General features: G+C 36.4%; 20 protein-coding genes and 1 pseudogene. All 21 read right to left on the minus strand.

Going from position 1 to position 17339, the window contains the following annotated elements; all coding sequences use genetic code 11:
• Nucleotides 1-41 precede the first annotated feature (41 nt).
• The 21 genes and pseudogenes from APF76_07470 to APF76_07570 all read right to left on the minus strand — a co-directional run bounded on the left by APF76_07470 (nt 42) and on the right by APF76_07570 (nt 17335).
• Nucleotides 42-794 (minus strand): annotated as a pseudogene (locus tag APF76_07470).
• A gap of 135 nt (nt 795-929) precedes the next feature.
• Nucleotides 930-2159, minus strand: a complete 1230-nt coding sequence (locus tag APF76_07475) for a sodium:dicarboxylate symporter (GenBank protein KUO50486.1) — start codon at nt 2157-2159, stop codon at nt 930-932.
• 311 nt (nt 2160-2470) lie between these two features.
• On the minus strand, nt 2471-3508 hold the full coding sequence (locus APF76_07480) for a hypothetical protein (protein ID KUO50487.1): 1038 nt from the start codon (nt 3506-3508) through the stop codon (nt 2471-2473).
• Nucleotides 3492-5570, minus strand: coding sequence for a hypothetical protein (locus APF76_07485; GenBank protein KUO50488.1), 2079 nt, complete (start codon nt 5568-5570; stop codon nt 3492-3494). The genes APF76_07480 and APF76_07485 overlap by 17 nt, the downstream gene beginning before the upstream one ends.
• 71 nt (nt 5571-5641) lie before the next feature.
• Nucleotides 5642-6250 carry a hypothetical protein gene (locus tag APF76_07490; protein ID KUO50489.1) on the minus strand — a complete coding sequence of 203 codons (609 nt, stop codon included), beginning with the start codon at nt 6248-6250 and terminating at the stop codon, nt 5642-5644.
• A gap of 5 nt (nt 6251-6255) precedes the next feature.
• Complete coding sequence (locus APF76_07495; protein ID KUO50490.1) at nt 6256-6912, minus strand: cytidylate kinase; 657 nt, start codon at nt 6910-6912, stop codon at nt 6256-6258.
• 96 nt (nt 6913-7008) lie between these two features.
• Nucleotides 7009-8022 carry a 3-deoxy-7-phosphoheptulonate synthase gene (locus APF76_07500; GenBank protein KUO50491.1) on the minus strand — a complete coding sequence of 338 codons (1014 nt, stop codon included), beginning with the start codon at nt 8020-8022 and terminating at the stop codon, nt 7009-7011.
• A 40-nt stretch (nt 8023-8062) separates the two neighbouring features.
• Entirely contained in the window at nt 8063-8428 is a 366-nt protein-coding gene (locus tag APF76_07505) for a chorismate mutase (protein ID KUO50492.1), read from the minus strand.
• Nucleotides 8428-8841 (minus strand): HutP, encoded by a 414-nt coding sequence (locus APF76_07510; protein ID KUO50493.1) that lies wholly within the window; start codon nt 8839-8841, stop codon nt 8428-8430. The genes APF76_07505 and APF76_07510 overlap by 1 nt, the downstream gene beginning before the upstream one ends.
• Before the next feature lie 11 nt (nt 8842-8852).
• Nucleotides 8853-9311, minus strand: a complete 459-nt coding sequence (locus APF76_07515; GenBank protein KUO50494.1) for a hypothetical protein — start codon at nt 9309-9311, stop codon at nt 8853-8855.
• 27 nt (nt 9312-9338) lie between these two features.
• On the minus strand, nt 9339-10565 hold the full coding sequence (locus APF76_07520) for an FAD-dependent oxidoreductase (protein KUO50656.1): 1227 nt from the start codon (nt 10563-10565) through the stop codon (nt 9339-9341).
• A gap of 71 nt (nt 10566-10636) precedes the next feature.
• Entirely contained in the window at nt 10637-11395 is a 759-nt protein-coding gene (locus tag APF76_07525; protein ID KUO50495.1) for a hypothetical protein, read from the minus strand.
• A gap of 103 nt (nt 11396-11498) precedes the next feature.
• Nucleotides 11499-12500: a ketol-acid reductoisomerase gene (locus tag APF76_07530; protein ID KUO50496.1), complete on the minus strand. Its 1002-nt coding sequence runs from the start codon at nt 12498-12500 to the stop codon at nt 11499-11501.
• A gap of 95 nt (nt 12501-12595) precedes the next feature.
• On the minus strand, nt 12596-13054 hold the full coding sequence (locus tag APF76_07535) for a hypothetical protein (GenBank protein KUO50497.1): 459 nt from the start codon (nt 13052-13054) through the stop codon (nt 12596-12598).
• 145 nt (nt 13055-13199) lie between these two features.
• The gene (locus APF76_07540; protein KUO50498.1) at nt 13200-13433 is read right to left on the minus strand and encodes a hypothetical protein; all 234 of its coding nucleotides are present in this window, start codon (nt 13431-13433) and stop codon (nt 13200-13202) included.
• 90 nt (nt 13434-13523) lie between these two features.
• Nucleotides 13524-14237: a pseudouridine synthase gene (locus APF76_07545; protein ID KUO50499.1), complete on the minus strand. Its 714-nt coding sequence runs from the start codon at nt 14235-14237 to the stop codon at nt 13524-13526.
• Between the two features lie 90 nt (nt 14238-14327).
• Nucleotides 14328-14864, minus strand: a complete 537-nt coding sequence (locus tag APF76_07550; GenBank protein KUO50500.1) for a spore maturation protein — start codon at nt 14862-14864, stop codon at nt 14328-14330.
• Nucleotides 14865-14869: 5 nt separating this feature from the next.
• On the minus strand, nt 14870-15463 hold the full coding sequence (locus tag APF76_07555; protein ID KUO50501.1) for a spore maturation protein: 594 nt from the start codon (nt 15461-15463) through the stop codon (nt 14870-14872).
• Between the two features lie 124 nt (nt 15464-15587).
• Nucleotides 15588-15989 carry a sporulation protein YtfJ gene (locus APF76_07560; protein KUO50657.1) on the minus strand — a complete coding sequence of 134 codons (402 nt, stop codon included), beginning with the start codon at nt 15987-15989 and terminating at the stop codon, nt 15588-15590.
• A gap of 32 nt (nt 15990-16021) precedes the next feature.
• Nucleotides 16022-16705: a hypothetical protein gene (locus tag APF76_07565; GenBank protein KUO50502.1), complete on the minus strand. Its 684-nt coding sequence runs from the start codon at nt 16703-16705 to the stop codon at nt 16022-16024.
• Between the two features lie 96 nt (nt 16706-16801).
• Nucleotides 16802-17335 carry a segregation and condensation protein B gene (locus APF76_07570; GenBank protein ID KUO50503.1) on the minus strand — a complete coding sequence of 178 codons (534 nt, stop codon included), beginning with the start codon at nt 17333-17335 and terminating at the stop codon, nt 16802-16804.
• Between the last annotated feature and the right edge of the window lie 4 nt (nt 17336-17339).

The raw sequence follows: 17339 nt of genomic DNA on the forward strand, positions 1-17339 counted from the left end.
TTTTCTTTCCTATTCTCGATACTTCTATGATCTAATACTGCTTCATCTTCCAATTGTTTATCAGTACTTTCTTCAATTGTTTCTTCAGTTGGTTTCTTTGCTGGTGCTGGGCCTTCTATGTCCTGCAAACCCTGAATTAGTTCTTTTGCCCTTCCTTTTGTGCGTGGACCTCCTTGTACTCTTTCTAAGGTTTCGCCCACAACCTCAGCTAATAGAACAGCAAATAGACCGGAAATAACGATTACATCAAAGGCTCCAGCTCCACCTATAGCAACTGTTCCTCGTACACCAGTAGTAGCTAGAAGGCTAAAATTGACTATATCTAGAATTAATACCCCTAAGGTTGCTGCGATGAATGCTGCCCTTCTAGATCTTCCAACAAGATAAGCTATTCCTCCAGCAATTATTGGGTACATATAAAGGGGATCAATAATATCCCTTCCAGTCTGCCAAGGGTCAGCAGACATGACATAACTGTTAAAGAAGTAAACTGCTCCAGCAGTTGCCGCTATGGCAACTAGTGTACGAATCACTTCTTTTCTTGTTCCTGCACGAGATAAAACATATATAGCAACTCCAATTGGTACAATAGCACCACCTACATTAATAGATCCTTCAATATTTGCTAAGGGTATAGGTATATCTATAAAACTACCAAGAAATATGGCACCTACAATCACTAGAGCAGCTTTATCTGTTAGCCTCATACGATCTAATATCCTTTGTGCTAATCCAAAGTATATTAGAACAGCTACAATCATGAGAAGTATCATTCCTATCGGATATCTTTCCACTTAAATAACTCCCTTCTGTAATAATTTTCTTTGTTTATATTTCCCTTTGACGTAGCCTAATATACAAAAAACCTCATCTAACCTAGGTTAGATGAGGTTTAAATCTACGCTCTCAAGTAAAAATTTACATTAAACTTATGTGGAAATTGATTGATCTGTTTCAGTTGTTGTTGGTGCATACTTCTGTTCAGTTGCATCAACAAAGACTGCAGCAGCAGCATCACCTGTAATGTTTAATGTAGTTCTTGCCATATCAAGTATTCTATCAATACCCGCTATTAGGGCGATGGCTTCGATAGGCAAGCCAACTGATGCTAGAACCATTGTAAGCATAATCAACCCAGCTCCAGGAACTCCTGCGGCACCTATTGATCCTAAGGTTCCTGTTAATATTACTGATAATTGCTGCCCTATAGTCAAATCTAAACCATATACATTGGCAACAAAAAGCGCCGATATACCTAGGTATATTGCAGTTCCATCCATATTGATTGTGGCGCCTAAAGGTAGAGTAAAGCTTGATGTGCTTTTAGAAACTCCAAGGTTTTCCTCAGTACATTTTATTGTGGCAGGTAAGGTTGCACCACTACTACATGTAGAAAAAGCTATCACCTGTGCAGGGAGTATGCCTTTATAAAACCCAGGAATTGTAAGCTTTGAGAAACCTTTAATAACTAATGTATAAACAATCAATGCATGAATGATTGCACCTACATACATTAACCCTATCACTTTGCCAAGCGGTAGAAGTACAGCAGGCCCATTTGCAGCAACGACTGGAATAATTAATGCAAAAACACCATAGGGTGCAACCTGCATTACGATTCCAGTAATTTTATACATAACTTCAGCAAATCCCTCGAAAAAGGTTTTAACGGGCTCTGCTTGTTTACCAACTAATGAGATGGCAATTCCTATAAAAAGAGCAAAAACAATGATTTGCAGCATAGAGCCACTTGCCATGGCTTGAATTGGGTTACTTGGTACAATATTTAATAATACTTCCATGAGTGGTGGAGCTTCACGTCCTACATACTCTGCACCTACTGGTAAAGTTAATCCACTACCCGGCTTAAAGATATTTGCTAAAATAAGACCAACGGTAACGGCAAATGCAGTAGTAGCTAAATAAAAGGCAATTGTTTTTGCACCCATTCTACCCAATTTTTTGACATCACCTGTACTTGCGGCACCCACTATTAGAGAAGAAAATACTAAAGGAACAATAATCATCATAATTAAACGAATAAATAAATCTCCAAAGGGCTTAATATAATTTACTGCAATATCTTGTGAACCTTGCATAAATAAACCCACGATAATACCTGCCACTAGACCGATTAGAATTTTGGTAGCTAAACGCATTTTATTTACCTCCCTTTATTTTTTATTCTAAACAGCAGCTAAGTTCCCTCCTTTCAATAAAAATACCGTTTTTCTCCGTAACGACAATCATAGTAGTATATATTACTAGATTTTTAGCAATTATATATCAAATAAAATAATGGTAATTATAGCCGTAAATCTTACTAGTTAGTAAAATATTTACAGTCATAATATTCAATAGATTTTTACAAAAGTCCTTTAAGTATTACAAAAGATATTACAAGAATAATGTCTTTGTTTCCGATAAAACGTCTATTTATGTATAAAAATAAAAAAGGAATAGCTCGCTTTCAGCTACTCCTTGTATCTATCCATTCTTTTATAAAGCCGTTAATAATAACCGGAATATTCCTTAGCTCAGAGATGTTTTTACAGCCACTTAGGAGCATTCCCTTTCTAAAATCATTTTTTATTGCTGTTAATAGTTGATTGATTTCATCAGTTCCTGGCTTTACCGCTGCTTTTATAAAGGAACCAGCTATAGCTCCAGAAACAGCACCCATAGCAATGGACTTAAGTAAATCTAATCCGTTTCTTATCCCACCTGATGCAATAAGTTTGATTGGCAAATTTTCATTCTTGATTTCCAATAAGCTAGCTGCAGTAGGTATACCCCATGATACTAGGGATGTGATAATTGATTTGTCGCTTCTTGCAGATTCTATATTGATAAAGTTCGTGCCACCAGTACCCCCTACGTCTACCCATTTAACTCCAATACTGTGTAACTTATGTGCACATTCTTTAGAAATCCCAAAACCAACTTCCTTAACTATTATTGGAACAGGGGATTTTAAAATAATTTCAGCAATATTCTCTTCCAACTGGGAAAAACGCCTGTCTCCCTCCTCCATAAAGATTTCTTGTGCTGTGTTAATATGAAGTTGTAAAGCATCAGCTTCGATCATATCAACTGCTGCCAAGGCTTTATGGTAAGGGCTGTTAGCGCTCACATTAGCTAGCAATAATCCATTGGGGTTTACTTTACGTGCTATTCTAAAGGTTGGTATAGATGTAGATAATTCTAAAGCTGCTGTCTGAGACCCAACAGCCATCCCTATAGAATACTCAGCAGCCAATAAAGATAACTTTTTATTTAGTTCCTCTGTTTCTACTGGGCCACCCGTGATAGCATTAATAATCAAGGGGAAAGACAACGTCTTTCCCCACAGATTTTGGCTAGTATCAATTTCATCCCAATCTATGCCAGGCAATGCTTGGTGTATCAGATAAATATCTTCAAAACCTGGTGAGTTTGGTCCATCAGGAAACTTAAGGGTGTTTTCAATGTGATCTAATTTTCTTTTTAGTCTATTTTTTTTCTCCATTGCCTTTTAACAAATCTCCATATAAGTCTCCAATAGTAAACCCACCATCATTGGTAGTAACATATTCTTCTCTTTTATCTTCCTTTTTCTTTGGAGGACTTGGTTTTTTGGGCAGAGCATCTTTAATACTTAAACTCATTCTTTGCGCTTCCGTATCCACACTAAGAACCATTACTTCAACGATCTGACCAACTGAAACGATATCCTCAGTTTTTTCAACATGATCAGTAGCTAGTTGAGAAATATGAACCAATCCTTCTACACCTGGCTCAACCTCTACAAAAGCTCCAAATGGAGCTATCCTTAATACTTTACCCTTTACTATTGTATTTACTGGATATTTATCAGATGCGGTTTTCCATGGATTCTCTTGTAGTTGCTTTAAGCCTAAAGAAACTTTTTCTGTATTTTTATCAACACCTAATACAACCACATCAACTTCCTGATTTTCCTGTAATACATCTTTTGGATGGTCAACTCTTCCCCAGGAAATTTCAGATACATGCAATAATCCATCAACGCCTCCAATGTCAATAAAGGCACCAAAGTCAGTTAATCTTCTAACAATACCTTTTTTTACTTGGCCTATTTCTATGTCATCCCAAGTTTCCTGCTTTTTTTGCTCAAATTCTTCATCAAGAACTGCTTTTTGAGATAATACTACTTTATTTTTACCTTTTTCTAGCTCAATGATTTTTAATCGAAGAGTTTTTCCAATATATTCTTCTAGGTTTTCTACATAACCTCTTTCAACAAGAGAAGCCGGTACAAAACCCCTAATACCAACATCTACTAAGATGCCACCCTTTACCACTTCAACTGCAGTACCTTCTAATTCAATATTCTTTTCAAAGGCATCCTCAATACTTTCCCAGGCCTTGCGTCGGTCAGCTCTCCTTTTTGATAATATGGGATGACCTTCTTCATTTTCAGGCTTGATGACAAATACCTCTATTTCATCTCCAGGCTTTAATTCCACGGTCTCTCCAGTTGCTGATATTTCACCCTTTGGAACTATGCCTTCAGATTTTCCACCAACATCAACAAGGATTTGCTCCTCGTCAATTTGTACAACTGTACCTGTAATTATGTCACCCTTTTGAAAAGTGGATACAGATGTAACAATTTGTTCTTCTTCAGGTACACTTTGTACCTCAGTTTCTTCATTTACAGCAACTGAAGTATCATCCACATTTTCAGCTACTGTTTCTTCTTGGACTTCGTTGTTCTTTTCATCACTAAATTCAACCATTTTCAAAACTACCTCCTCAATAATCCTATCTGGGGTTGAAGCACCTGCACTCACTCCTACTGTTTTAACCTCATTAAACATACTAGGTTGTAATTCACTAGCTTGTTCTATATGAATTGTAGGAGTTCCTATTTCCCGGCATAAATCAACAAGCTTTCCGGTATTTGCGCTGTTGTATCCCCCTATCACAACCATCATATCTACATTAGGAGCTAACTGCTTAGCAGCCTGCTGTCTAGAATGTGTAGCACGGCAGATGGTATTGTGCACTCTAAAATCAACAATCCTACCTTTAAGATAATTAACAATTTCTCGAAAAGTTTTCTCTGGTAAGGTTGTTTGGGCTAAAACTCCTACCCTGTTCATTTCTGGCAAGGCTTTTGCCTCATCAAGATTAGCTATTATATATACATTTTCTGCCCAATCTTTTATTCCCTGAACTTCTGGATGGTTTTTATCTCCAACAACTATAACCCTATACCCATCCTCGCATAAAGTGCGGGCCAATTTTTGTGCTTTTTTAACAAAAGGGCATGTACCATCAATAATATTTAATGAATATTCATTGGCCTGTTCAAAAACCTGTGGGCCTACTCCGTGAGACCTAATAATTACGTTACTGCCACTCTCCAGGTCATTTAGATTAGTAATGGTTTTTATTCCATTTTTCTCTAAATCGGCTATAACTTGAGGATTATGAATTAAGGGTCCAAGCGAATATGTATTATGATTTATATTGTTGTAAGCCAATTCGATTACCCTTTTCACACCGAAGCAGAAACCTGCTTCTTTGGCAACAATTATTTTCACTAATTGTGACACTCCTGTGAATAAATCCATTATTATTTTGCTGCATTTTATCAAACATTATTAATGTTTCGTTAAAAATCTTTAAATTCCTGCAAAATAGATAAAATTTGCTGTCTTATGTCATTAGTTATCTGTTCTAGCTGTTTCGAAGTAACCTTTTGGGCTTCATTTTTCTCTATATATATTGGTTTTTGAACAATTACTTTAAAGGATCTAAAGAAACCTTTTGAAAATATTTTGGGAGTATTTATAAGTGCTATAGGAATTATTGGTGCATTAGCTTTAGCTGCTATCATCGTGGCTCCCATCTTGAATTCTCCAAGCTCCTCATCCCTTATTCGAGTTCCTTCGGGAAACATTCCTACGACATCTCCCTTATCTAGTATATCTAGTGCCGCCCTAAGAGCTGCTCTATCGGATTTTTGCCTATCAACCGGAAATGCCCCTAAACCTTTAACAATTTGAGATAATACAGGTATCTTAAAAAGTTCAGCCTTTGCCATAAATGACACACGCCTTGATGAAACAACGCCGAGGGCTATAGGATCCCAATAACTCGTATGGTTTGCGATTAAAACTACCGGGCCTTTTTGGGGAATGTTTTCTACACCTTCAACCTGCCATCTACACAGGTATTTAAAAATAAATAAAAAAATTGCCTTAGCAAAAGAATAAAGCATCGTACTCACCCTCCCCTAACAATCCTACACATTATTTCCACTACATTTTCCGCTGAAAGAGACGTGGTGTCAATCAGTATTGCATCTTGGGCCTGTATTAATGGTGAATTTTTTCTGGAACTATCCTGGTTATCACGTATTGAAAGGGTAACTTCAATTTCCTCTTTGCTTACCTGATACCCATTTTCCAACAATTCCTTATATCTTCTGTCGGCTCTTTCATTTAATGCTGCATCAAGGAAAAATTTATATTTAGCGTTAGGTAAAACCCTTGTTCCAATATCCCTTCCATCCATAACCACTTTATTACGGCTGGCAATTTTCTGTTGAACTGCCACTAACTTGTCTCTTACCCCTTTATGTTGAGAAACCATTGAAACATGTCGAGAAACATCAGGTCTTCTTATTTCATCTGTAACTAGCCTTTCATCTAAATATATTTTCTGAGGGTTCCCCGGCTGAAGCTCTATATTTGTTTGATTTGCCAGTTTTGTCATAGTTTGCTCATCTTTAATATCAATGTTATTCTCAATAGCCTTAAGTGTCAATGCTCTATACATAGCACCAGTATCTATATACACATAGCCTAATTTGCGAGCAAGCATTTTTGCAACAGTACTTTTTCCAGCTCCCGCAGGACCATCTATAGCAATGTTAGCCATTTGTTACCCTCCATTAGCATATTCCATCAAGTGAAACTTCTATAAGTAGGGTTTTTCTACTTACAATTAGTTGAACTATCAGGAAGTTAGCATTCGTTATCTCCCAACTGCCCTTGCTACTGCCCTTAAATCATGCATCATACTAGTAAATCTGCCAATTGTCAAGGATTGGGCACCATCTGAAAGAGCTTCTTCTGGATTAGGATGGACCTCTACTATTATTCCATCTGCTCCAGCAGCTATGGCCGCATTAGACATGGGAGCTACTAGCTCCCATTTACCAGTAGAATGACTTGGATCTACCATGATAGGAAGGTGGGTCAAGCTTTTTATTAGGGGAACTACACTTAAGTCCAGAGTATACCGAGTATTGTTTGCAAAGGTTCTGATACCTCTTTCGCATAGAATTACTTGATAATTACCTCCTGCAAGAATATATTCTGCAGCTAGAAGCCATTCTTCAACACTAGCACTTGCCCCTCTTTTGAGTAAAACAGGTTTTCTACATTCGCCTAGCTTCTTTAGTAGCTGATAGTTTTGCATATTTCTTGTTCCAATCTGTAATACATCAGCATATTCGGCCACTAGTGGTAAAGTATCACTATCCATAACTTCGGTAACTATCTGAAGACCTGTTACCTCGCGTACCTTTGCCATAATTTTTAACGCTTTTTCTCCTAAACCCTGAAAAGAATAAGGGGATGTCCTAGGTTTAAAGGCTCCTCCCCTAAAAAGAGTAGCACCAGCTCTTTTTACAGCTAGAGCTGTTTCCAAGGCCTGTCCTTCACTTTCTATAGCACAAGGGCCAGCTATCACCTGAATTTCTGTTCCTCCAATTGCCACACTACCTACTTGTATAATTGTATCTTCGGGCATAAATTCTCTACTTGCAAGTATATACGGTTTTAGAATGGAAACAATTTTCTCAACGCCAGGTATTGCTTTAATAGCCATATCTTCCAATTTTCGTCTTGTATCTTCTCCTATGACACCTATGATTATTCTAGATGCACCATGAGAAACGTGGGCTTTGAATCCGGCATTTTGGAGCTTTCCCTTTAAATATGCTATTTGTCCAGGAGAAGAACCAGCTTCCATAACTATAACCACCTGTATGCCTCCTTAGTAATAAAGTGCTCCAGAAATTATATCATATTGTTATTAAGTCTGGACGCAGTCTTTTAGCCTTTTTTAAATATATATGTATAATTTCTTTTTGTTTTTTGGTTGTGTTAACATGCATGAGAACTTTGATTAGTTTCTTATCACTACCAGTAACAGGTATCTCCATACTACAAAGAAGCGGGACATATGTCCAACCTAAGTCTCTAGCTGCTGCTGCAGGAAAGGTACTAGTTAAATCTTGGGTAACAGTAAAATAGATACTGGCAATATCCTCAACTTCAACTTGGTTACGAGAAACAATTTCTAGAAGTAGCGCCTTAGTTGCATTTAAAACTTCAGTTTGGGTATCTTTACTAACAGAAATGGCTCCTCTTATGCCCCGTACCTGCATTAGGGTGCCGCCCTGTGGGCTATTCCAATACATATCTCATCCAAATGCACCAGTCCAATACCAAAAAAGATAACTACAGTAATATGGTCATCCTTGCGAGCTATTCCTATTTTTCCTCCAACATTTAACCCCAGAGCTTTAGGCATTATCTGGGAAAGAGCCTCTCTAGTTGCACCGGCAATTGCACCTTCATCTGCATGAGTATCTTTAATGATACCTTCTCTTTTTGCAGCTACCACAGATCTTTCAATAATTTTTTTGATTGAGGAAATGTATTCACCACCATAGTCAACTGCAGCTGCTTTAATACCCAACGCTTTAAACTCTTGCTTCAATTGCTCTTCTTCCTGGCGGTCTTCACTAATTGCTAACTTTATAGCTATAGAAGCCACCTTCTTGCTACCTATCTTCATGGTATCCCCCCCTATCTGGTACTATTAAGTTCAATTTCCCCTAGCAAATTGTTTTGTGGCAACAAAGTAAACCTTTCACCAGCTACAGGATATACTATACTTCCAGATGTAGCAACAACTTCAAGATCTAGTTCTCTTTCATAGAAGCTTGTATCAACAAAAATTTTATCCCCATGGTCAACAATAAGTGTAATTTGGCCATCTCTCAAATCAGAGATTTCATATTCATTAACGTAAATTTTTGCATAAGGTAAAGAGTAAAAGTCTGGACTTTTTATTGTGATAGTAATTAAATGATTGTTTTGACTTGCAACTTCTCGCGCCTGAGGAAACTGCATAAGATAAGCATCTTGAACCTTTTCATAATATTTACTGTCCCAAACATAATAATACCAGTCAAAGTTAGACAAGGAATAGATGGCAATTAATAATAGACATCCACAAATTAATAATACCTTTATTTTCTTCAACTTAATACCCCCGCATAACATTTCTTTCTAAATATTATGCGTATAAGTATTAGTATATTCTCCAGCAGACTGTCCTGCTAACAAACCTGTTGAAAAGGCAGCCTGTAAATTATAACCCCCAGTAAAACCGTCAATGTCAATGGTTTCTCCGGCAAAGTACAATCCACGAATTATTTTTGATTCCATGTTTGATGGGTCTATTTCCTTAACATTGACACCCCCTGAGGTTACAATTGCTTCATCATATGAACTAAAACCATTTATGGTTAGTTCTAAATTTTGAATTAAATAAACGAGTCCATTTCGTTCTTCCCTGGAAATCTGATGGGCTGGTTTGTGGGGTTCAATTCTGCTTAAAGAAATCATAGGTTCAATAAGACTCTTAGGAAATAAACCATCTAAGGTATTTTTAAACTGTTTATTAGAAAGCTCAGAAAAAACCCTTTGTAGTCTAGCATCTAATTGGGCAGAGTCAAGTGCAGGCTTAAGGTTTATCTTGATTTTTACAGGTCCTCCCTTTGACTTTAGTGCTTTGACTACAAATCTACTTAAGCTTAGGATTATTGGACCTGAAACACCAAAGTGAGTAAAGAGCATTTCTCCAAACTCTTTGCCAAGTTCTCTACCTTTCATAAATGCTGTTACTTCAACATTCTTCAAAGTCAGACCCTGGACCTGTGTAACCCAAGCTTCTTTTGTTTTTAATGGTACAAGAGATGGAAATGGATCAATAATCGTATGTCCAGCTTCTCTTGCAAGTTTATATCCATCACCAGTAGAACCCGTTTTAGGATACGACAAACCACCAGTAGCAATGACTACTGAGGAAAACCTTTGATTGTTTCCTTTTGCCCATATCCCCTGAAGCCTTCCATTATCATTATCTAACCACAAATGTTCAACAGGAGTATTATATTTTATTTCGCAACCCTTTTTAAGTATGTAATTAGTTAATGCCTCTACAACATCCCCTGCTTTATCTGATTCGGGGAATACCCTTCCTCCTCTTTCAACCTTACAAGGAACATTAAGAGAACTAAGAAAATCAATAAGTTGATAGTTATTAAAATTGTAAAGGGCACTATATAAAAAAGAACCGTTACCAGGAAACCTTTGAACAAATTCTGAGATTTCAAGTTCATTGGTAAGATTACATCTTCCCTTCCCTGTTATCAAAAGCTTAATCCCAAGTTTTTTATTTTTCTCGTATATTACTGGTATAGCTCCTTTTTCTAAAACCCCTACTGCAGCCATTAATCCTGCTGCTCCACCGCCTACAATGGCAACTTTTTTCACATAAACCCGTCCTTATATTTTACTATAACCTACTTCAAAGTGACTGTATTGTTAAGTTTTCCTATCTCTTCAATTTCCACAATAATAGTATCTCCTGGTTCCATTGGACCAACTCCTGGGGGAGTACCAGTAATAATAACATCTCCAGGAAAGAGAGTCATAATCTTACTCAGATAGCTGACCAAAAATGGAATGCTAAATATCATTTGAGATGTATTACTATTTTGCTTAATTTCATTATTAATAATAAGCTTAATTGCTAAATTATCTGCAGAAATATCAGTTACTATGTATGGACCTATTGGGCAAAAAGTATCAAAGGACTTTGATACTGTCCATTGGCCATCTTTAGGTTGTAAATTTCTTGCTGTAACATCATTAGAACAGGTATAACCAAGTATGTTATCTAATGCATCCTCGACTTCTACATTTTTAGTTACACTACCCATTACTACTGCTAGCTCTGCCTCATAACTCATACTAGTGCATTGAGGTGGATATACAATATTATTGCCAGGTCCAGTTATACTGGAAGAAGGTTTTAAAAAAACAATAGGTTCTTTAGGCACAGGTAAATTCATTTCCTTAGCATGATCGTGATAGTTTAGTCCTATACATATAATCTTTGTAGGTTCACAAGGTGCTAGCAGCTGAATCTCATTAAACTCCAGGGTTTCTTTCCCTATAGTAAAGTTACCAAATAAATTACCGTTAATCGGTGATATTTTATGATTATCTAGTGAACCATAAGATATTTTATTACCATCCCAAAATCTAACTATTTTCATATTTAATTCCTCCAAATCATGCAATTCAATGTCAAAGGCATTATTCCTTAATGGATAGTATAAAAAAGTGAAAGGCTTTTTGTCCTTTCACTTTTAAACCCGTTTATTTTTTAAGCCAAGGCATCATATCTCTTAGCTTTTTACCAACAACTTCTAATTCAGACTTAGCATCTTGTTCATTTAAGGCATTAAAGACTGGTCTATTTGCCTTGTTTTCCAAAATCCACTCTCTAGCAAATTCTCCATTTTGAATTTCGGCTAAAATCTTTTTCATTTCCTGACGAGTTTCTTCTGTTACTATTCTTCTTCCCCTTGTAAGATCACCAAACTGAGCTGTATCACTAATTGAATATCTCATACCAGCCAATCCGCTTTCATAAATTAAGTCAACAATCAATTTCAATTCATGTAAACACTCAAAATATGCAATTTCAGGTTGATATCCAGCTTCAACTAAAGTTTCAAAGCCAGCCTTTATAAGTTCAGTAGTACCTCCACAAAGAACAGCTTGTTCACCAAAAAGGTCTGTTTCAGTTTCTTCTTCAAACGTAGTCTCAATCACACCTGCTCTTGTGCCACCAATCCCCTTAGCATAAGCTAATCCTATATCTTTTGCTTTACCACTATAGTCTTGATAAACCGCAACTAAAGCTGGTACTCCCTTACCTTCTTCATATTGCCTTCTTACTAGATGTCCAGGCCCCTTAGGTGCAATCATGATTACATCTACATTTTTAGGTGGTACAATCTGTTTGAAGTGAATATTAAAACCATGGGAAAACATCAAAACATTGTTTTCATCCAAATTTGCTTCAATTTCATTCATGTAAACAACAGACTGAATTTCATCAGGTACCAAAATTTGAATTAAATCCCCTTGTTTAGCAGCCTCTGAAACAGGCAATACAGTAAGACCCTTGCTAACTGCCTCATCCCATTCAGCTTTAAAGCGAGAATCATCTCTTAATCCCACAACCACTTTTAATCCACTTTCTTTTAGATTTAGTGCTTGGGCATGTCCCTGGCTACCATATCCAATTATTGCAATTGTTTTATCCTTTAACAAACCTAGATCAGCATCACTATCATAATACATTTTTGCCAACTTAACCTTACCTCCTTATGTATTTAAGTTAATTAAAAATCATATAACATTTTAAATTCTATAAAACTAAGGCAATTCCCTCTTAAGCCTGTATTTTATCTTAAATTATATTTTTTGTCCAGAGCATTCCTGTAACTTTTCAATTCAGCATTAGCTTTGAACAACAATCTTTCTGCATCCTGTTTGCTCATGAATATTTCCTGAGGCTCGATTATTTCAATTTTTCTAAATTCATCTCTCATTACAAAACGTACAATATCTTCAAAAGAATCTGCTTCTAAATTTAGAAAAACAGGGGCATATGCTACGTCCTCTCCCAGTGTCTCATCAAATACTACATAGATTTCCATCCCTAAGTCTAGATCATCAATCTTAACTCCCTGAAATGGAACATTTCTTAAAAGGGCGACATGCTGTTCCCTTGCCTCTTCAGCTGCCTTTATAAGATTTTTATTTGCAAACAATTTACTTTTTACTTCACTTTTAAAGTCAAGTCTAATCCTTACCTTTAATATTGTTTCCTGAACTTCGCCATTTATATGCTTTTTAACCATCATATCCACCCTTCTCACTTCTTATCTTCAATATTATTTCTATATAAAGAAATGTTTTCCTTCTAAAAAATTGATACAATATAAATATCCTCAGTTTATTCGTAAACTGAGGATAAAAGACCTATAGAATGTTAATATAAAGGTCCTACCATAATAGATTTTGACTTCCACAATTATGACAAGTATCAAAATATTTCTCAGGAGTCTGCCAGGCTTCGTTATGGGTTTCCACGGGTGCATTATTATTTTCTAAATGAACTAAACCACCCTCATCAGAGAACTGGCCAGCCATTCCATGGGGTTGATGATGCATTCTCGAAGAAACAATTTGACTGCTGACAAATCTGTTAGTATTACCACAATTTAAACATCTTGGCATTAGTAATCACTCCTAGGTAGTCTAATTGTTAGTAAATATGGGTGTTTATATACTTTTTAGTATTACCCATATACCAACAAGAAAACCCCTTTATACTAATGTTTTTAGTTTATTTACTTCATATGTAGTGAGATATCGATATTTTCCTGGAGCTACTCCCTTTAAAGTTAAAAATCCAAAAGATGACCGTTTTAAGCTTAAGATTGGAAAACCTATTGCATCAAACATTCTTCTCACTTGTCTATTCTTACCTTCTCGGATTGTTATTTCGGCTATGCTTTTACCATCTTTTATTTCTAAAACATTTACCTTTGCAGGTGCAGTCACCCCATCATCTAAGGTAACACCGTTTTCAAGGTTTGTAACTGCCTCAACTGTCAATTTTCCTTTGACTGAGGCGCGATATGTTTTAGAGAAACCATGCTTGGGGTGTGTCAACTTATATGTTAATTCACCATCATTTGTAAGTAGTAATAGACCAGTTGTCTGGGAATCCAATCTACCTACTGGATATAATCTTCCAATGTTTTTTGGGATTAATTCCAAAACAGTTTTTCTCCCATGATTGTCTTTAACAGTACTAATATAACCTTTCGGCTTATTTAAAAGTATGTATATGTGTTCTTCTTTGCGCTCCAATAGCCTTCCATCTATGTGTATATTATCTGCACTAGGATTGATTTTCGTACCTAATTCTTGCATAACTCTACCGTTAACCTTAACTCTTCCCTGCAAAATAAGCTCTTCACTTTTCCTTCTTGATGCCACTCCAGCCTGAGCAAGGAATTTTTGGAGCCTTTCCAAAATATAACACCGCCTCTATGAGATATGACTACCTATAATATATCTCATTCTATCATGCATTAACCATCCGTAATAGTCTATTATTGCACTTTACCCAAAAACTAGATTTACTATATAGATACATGCAATCAGTCCTGCCAAATCAGCCAATAATCCAAGGGTAAGGGCATATCTGTAACGTACAATTCCAATTGACCCAAAATAAACTGTTAAAACATAAAATGTGGTATCTGTGCTTCCCTGCATCGTAGAAGAAAGCCTTCCTATGAATGAGTCAGGGCCATATGCACCTATTAATTCAGCAGCTATGCCAAGGGCTCCGCCTCCTGACAATGGTCTCATAATTGCTAGAGGAATAATTTCTGCAGGAACCCTTAAAAGGGTTAATACAGGGTTAAGAACTGAAGCAAACATATCCATGGCACCGGAAGCCCTAAAAACTCCTAGAGCTACTAACATTCCCACTAGGAATGGAATTATTTTAACAGCAGTAGTGAAACCATCACTAGCTCCTTGAACAAATGACTCGTAAACCCTTACTCCCCTTAGATAACCTATTAGAGGTATAAAAAATAGTAAGCAAGGAATTGCCCATTTTGAAATAATATTAATAATATCGGTGAACATTTTTTTTACCCTCCATATTTTTTCCGGTATCTACTTCTTAAGAACCTATCGGCAAAGATAGCAACTATCATGGCACATGCTGTAGCAAAGATTGTAGTTCCAACTATTTCAGCAGGGTTATTAGAGCCTGCCACAACTCTAATACCAATGATTGTTGCAGGTATTAAAGTTATGCAACCAGTATTTAGGGCTAAAAAGGTACACATTGCTTCTGTAGCCTCTTTAGGATTTTTATTAAGCTTCTGTAACTCCTGCATGGCCTTTAAGCCAAATGGGGTAGCTGCATTTCCAAGACCCATAATATTTGCACTTAGATTCATCACGATGGCACCGATAGCAGGGTGATCCTTGGGTACTGACGGAAACAAAAAGATTGTTAAAGGTCTAACTATTCTAGCTATGGCATTTACCAACCCAGCATCTTGGGCTATTCTTAAAATACCTAGCCAAAGAGCCATTATACCAATTAGTTCAAGTGCAATGGAAACTGCGGTTCCTGCAGATTCTAAGGCTGCTTTTGTAACTACTTCAATATTTCCGTTAATAGCTGCTACAACAATACCTGATAAAAGTAAAAAAAGCCAAATTACATTAACCATTTGCTCACACCCCTTGGACAGCTCTTTAAAATAAATCTATGAGACTATGTCCAAAAATAGAACTTTGAGCAAATGAATGTAAATGGCCTTAATAAAGAAAAAATAACATAAAAGGAAGGGTTTATTATACCCCTCCTTGGTAAAGAGTTTCTTCTTCATTATCGTCTGTAGTTGATTTATTGAAAAGAGATTGTAACTGACTTGCTAATTGAGGTGCCATATCGATTATCCGATCTATAACAGCCTTATTACCATCTACTGGTAGAAGTCTTACATGTCCTCCTCCAACTACCAAGAAACCCATTGGTTGAACGGAAATTCCCCCTCCACTTCCACCGCCAAAAGGTACATTTTCGCCAGACTTTTCATCCTCACCACTACTAGTATATTCTCCACCACCAGCAGCGAAACCGCATGTTAATCTCGAAATAGGTATAATTATGGTCCCATCAGGAGTTTCGACCGGGTCCCCTACTACTGTATTAACATCCACCATTTCCTTTATACTTTCCATTGCTGTTTTCATCAATGCTTCAATAGGATGTTCTGACAAGTGATTTACCCCCTTTGGGCTAATAATGATTTAATGGATACAATTAATATTTTTAATCCTGCTGTAATAATATGGCCAAATCTAAAGGTAAATATGCAATCAAAAACAACATGGAATTCCTTTCTAGTAAAGCTAGGATAAACCTCATAAATAGGTTTAGGAAAATTCACCTGGACATTCTTTTTCAAATTTAGATATAATAAGCTTTTGGTTGCCCATATGCTGCCTGTAGATAAGGCAGTTAAGGCAGGATCTCCTAAACCAAGGGTAGTCTTCCATACCAGCCTCTGACAAACTATTTGTTTAAAAAAGGCATCATTTATAAGAAGTATTCGTCTTACAAATGTTAACAGTATTTTTGCTCTATAAAAGGGCGATATTTCTACTAGTTTTTTTAAATAAATCCAAGGCTTATCTATGTATATTTTTTCTTTATGAATGGGTTGACCGCTTGTCCCTTCAGTTTCAGTATTTAGCAGGATATAGGGTAGAAATTCCTTAAGATGAATCTTAAACAATGTCATTTCTAATTGAAGACTAAATATGGCAGGAATGATACAAGCCTTAACATAAAAATCTTCATCTTTCCCATCTTTATTTAGCTTTACCGCAAGTTTTATAGGTAAAATAAAAATAATGGTGAGGAAAATGATTAATAATAGTATTATTTCTATCATTATTAAAGTCATGAAATACCACCTCGCAAGGTTGCATTTCTACTTTATCCCACCACCTGCAATTATATTCATTCAAGTTTTTTAACTCACCATACAGGGTTCTTGTCCTTAGGAGACAAGAGGAGGCAAACCATCTATCTGAGGTAACTGATCTAAATCATTAAGGCCTAGATATTCTAGAAATTTATTGGTTACCCCATATAAAATAGGTCTCCCAGGTGTATCTTTCCTTCCCACCTCTTCAACTAAGCCTCTCTCAAGCAATGTTCCAACAACACTATCTGCCTTAACTCCCCTAATACTTTCAATTTCAGCTTTTGTTACGGGATGCTTATATGCAATAATAGCTAGAGTTTCCAGAGCTGCTTGTGACAAGGGGTTTACCTGTGGTTTATATAGTTTTTCAATATATGGCAAGTATTCAGGTCTTGTTACAATTCTATAGCCACCTGCCACCTGCTCAATCATTAAACCTTTATGTGGTTCTGTATACTCATCCTGAATTTCCTTGATAAGTTCTGATACAGTTTGTTCTTCTATTTCAGTTATTTGAGACATACGACTTACAGTAAGAGGTTCTGTAGCAACGAATAATAGAGATTCCAAAATCCCCTTATTTTCATTTTTAAAGAAAAGGACCATCAAA

This window comes from Desulfitibacter sp. BRH_c19 (genome assembly GCA_001515945.1).
In the GTDB taxonomy this organism is placed as follows: domain Bacteria; phylum Bacillota; class DSM-16504; order Desulfitibacterales; family Desulfitibacteraceae; genus Desulfitibacter.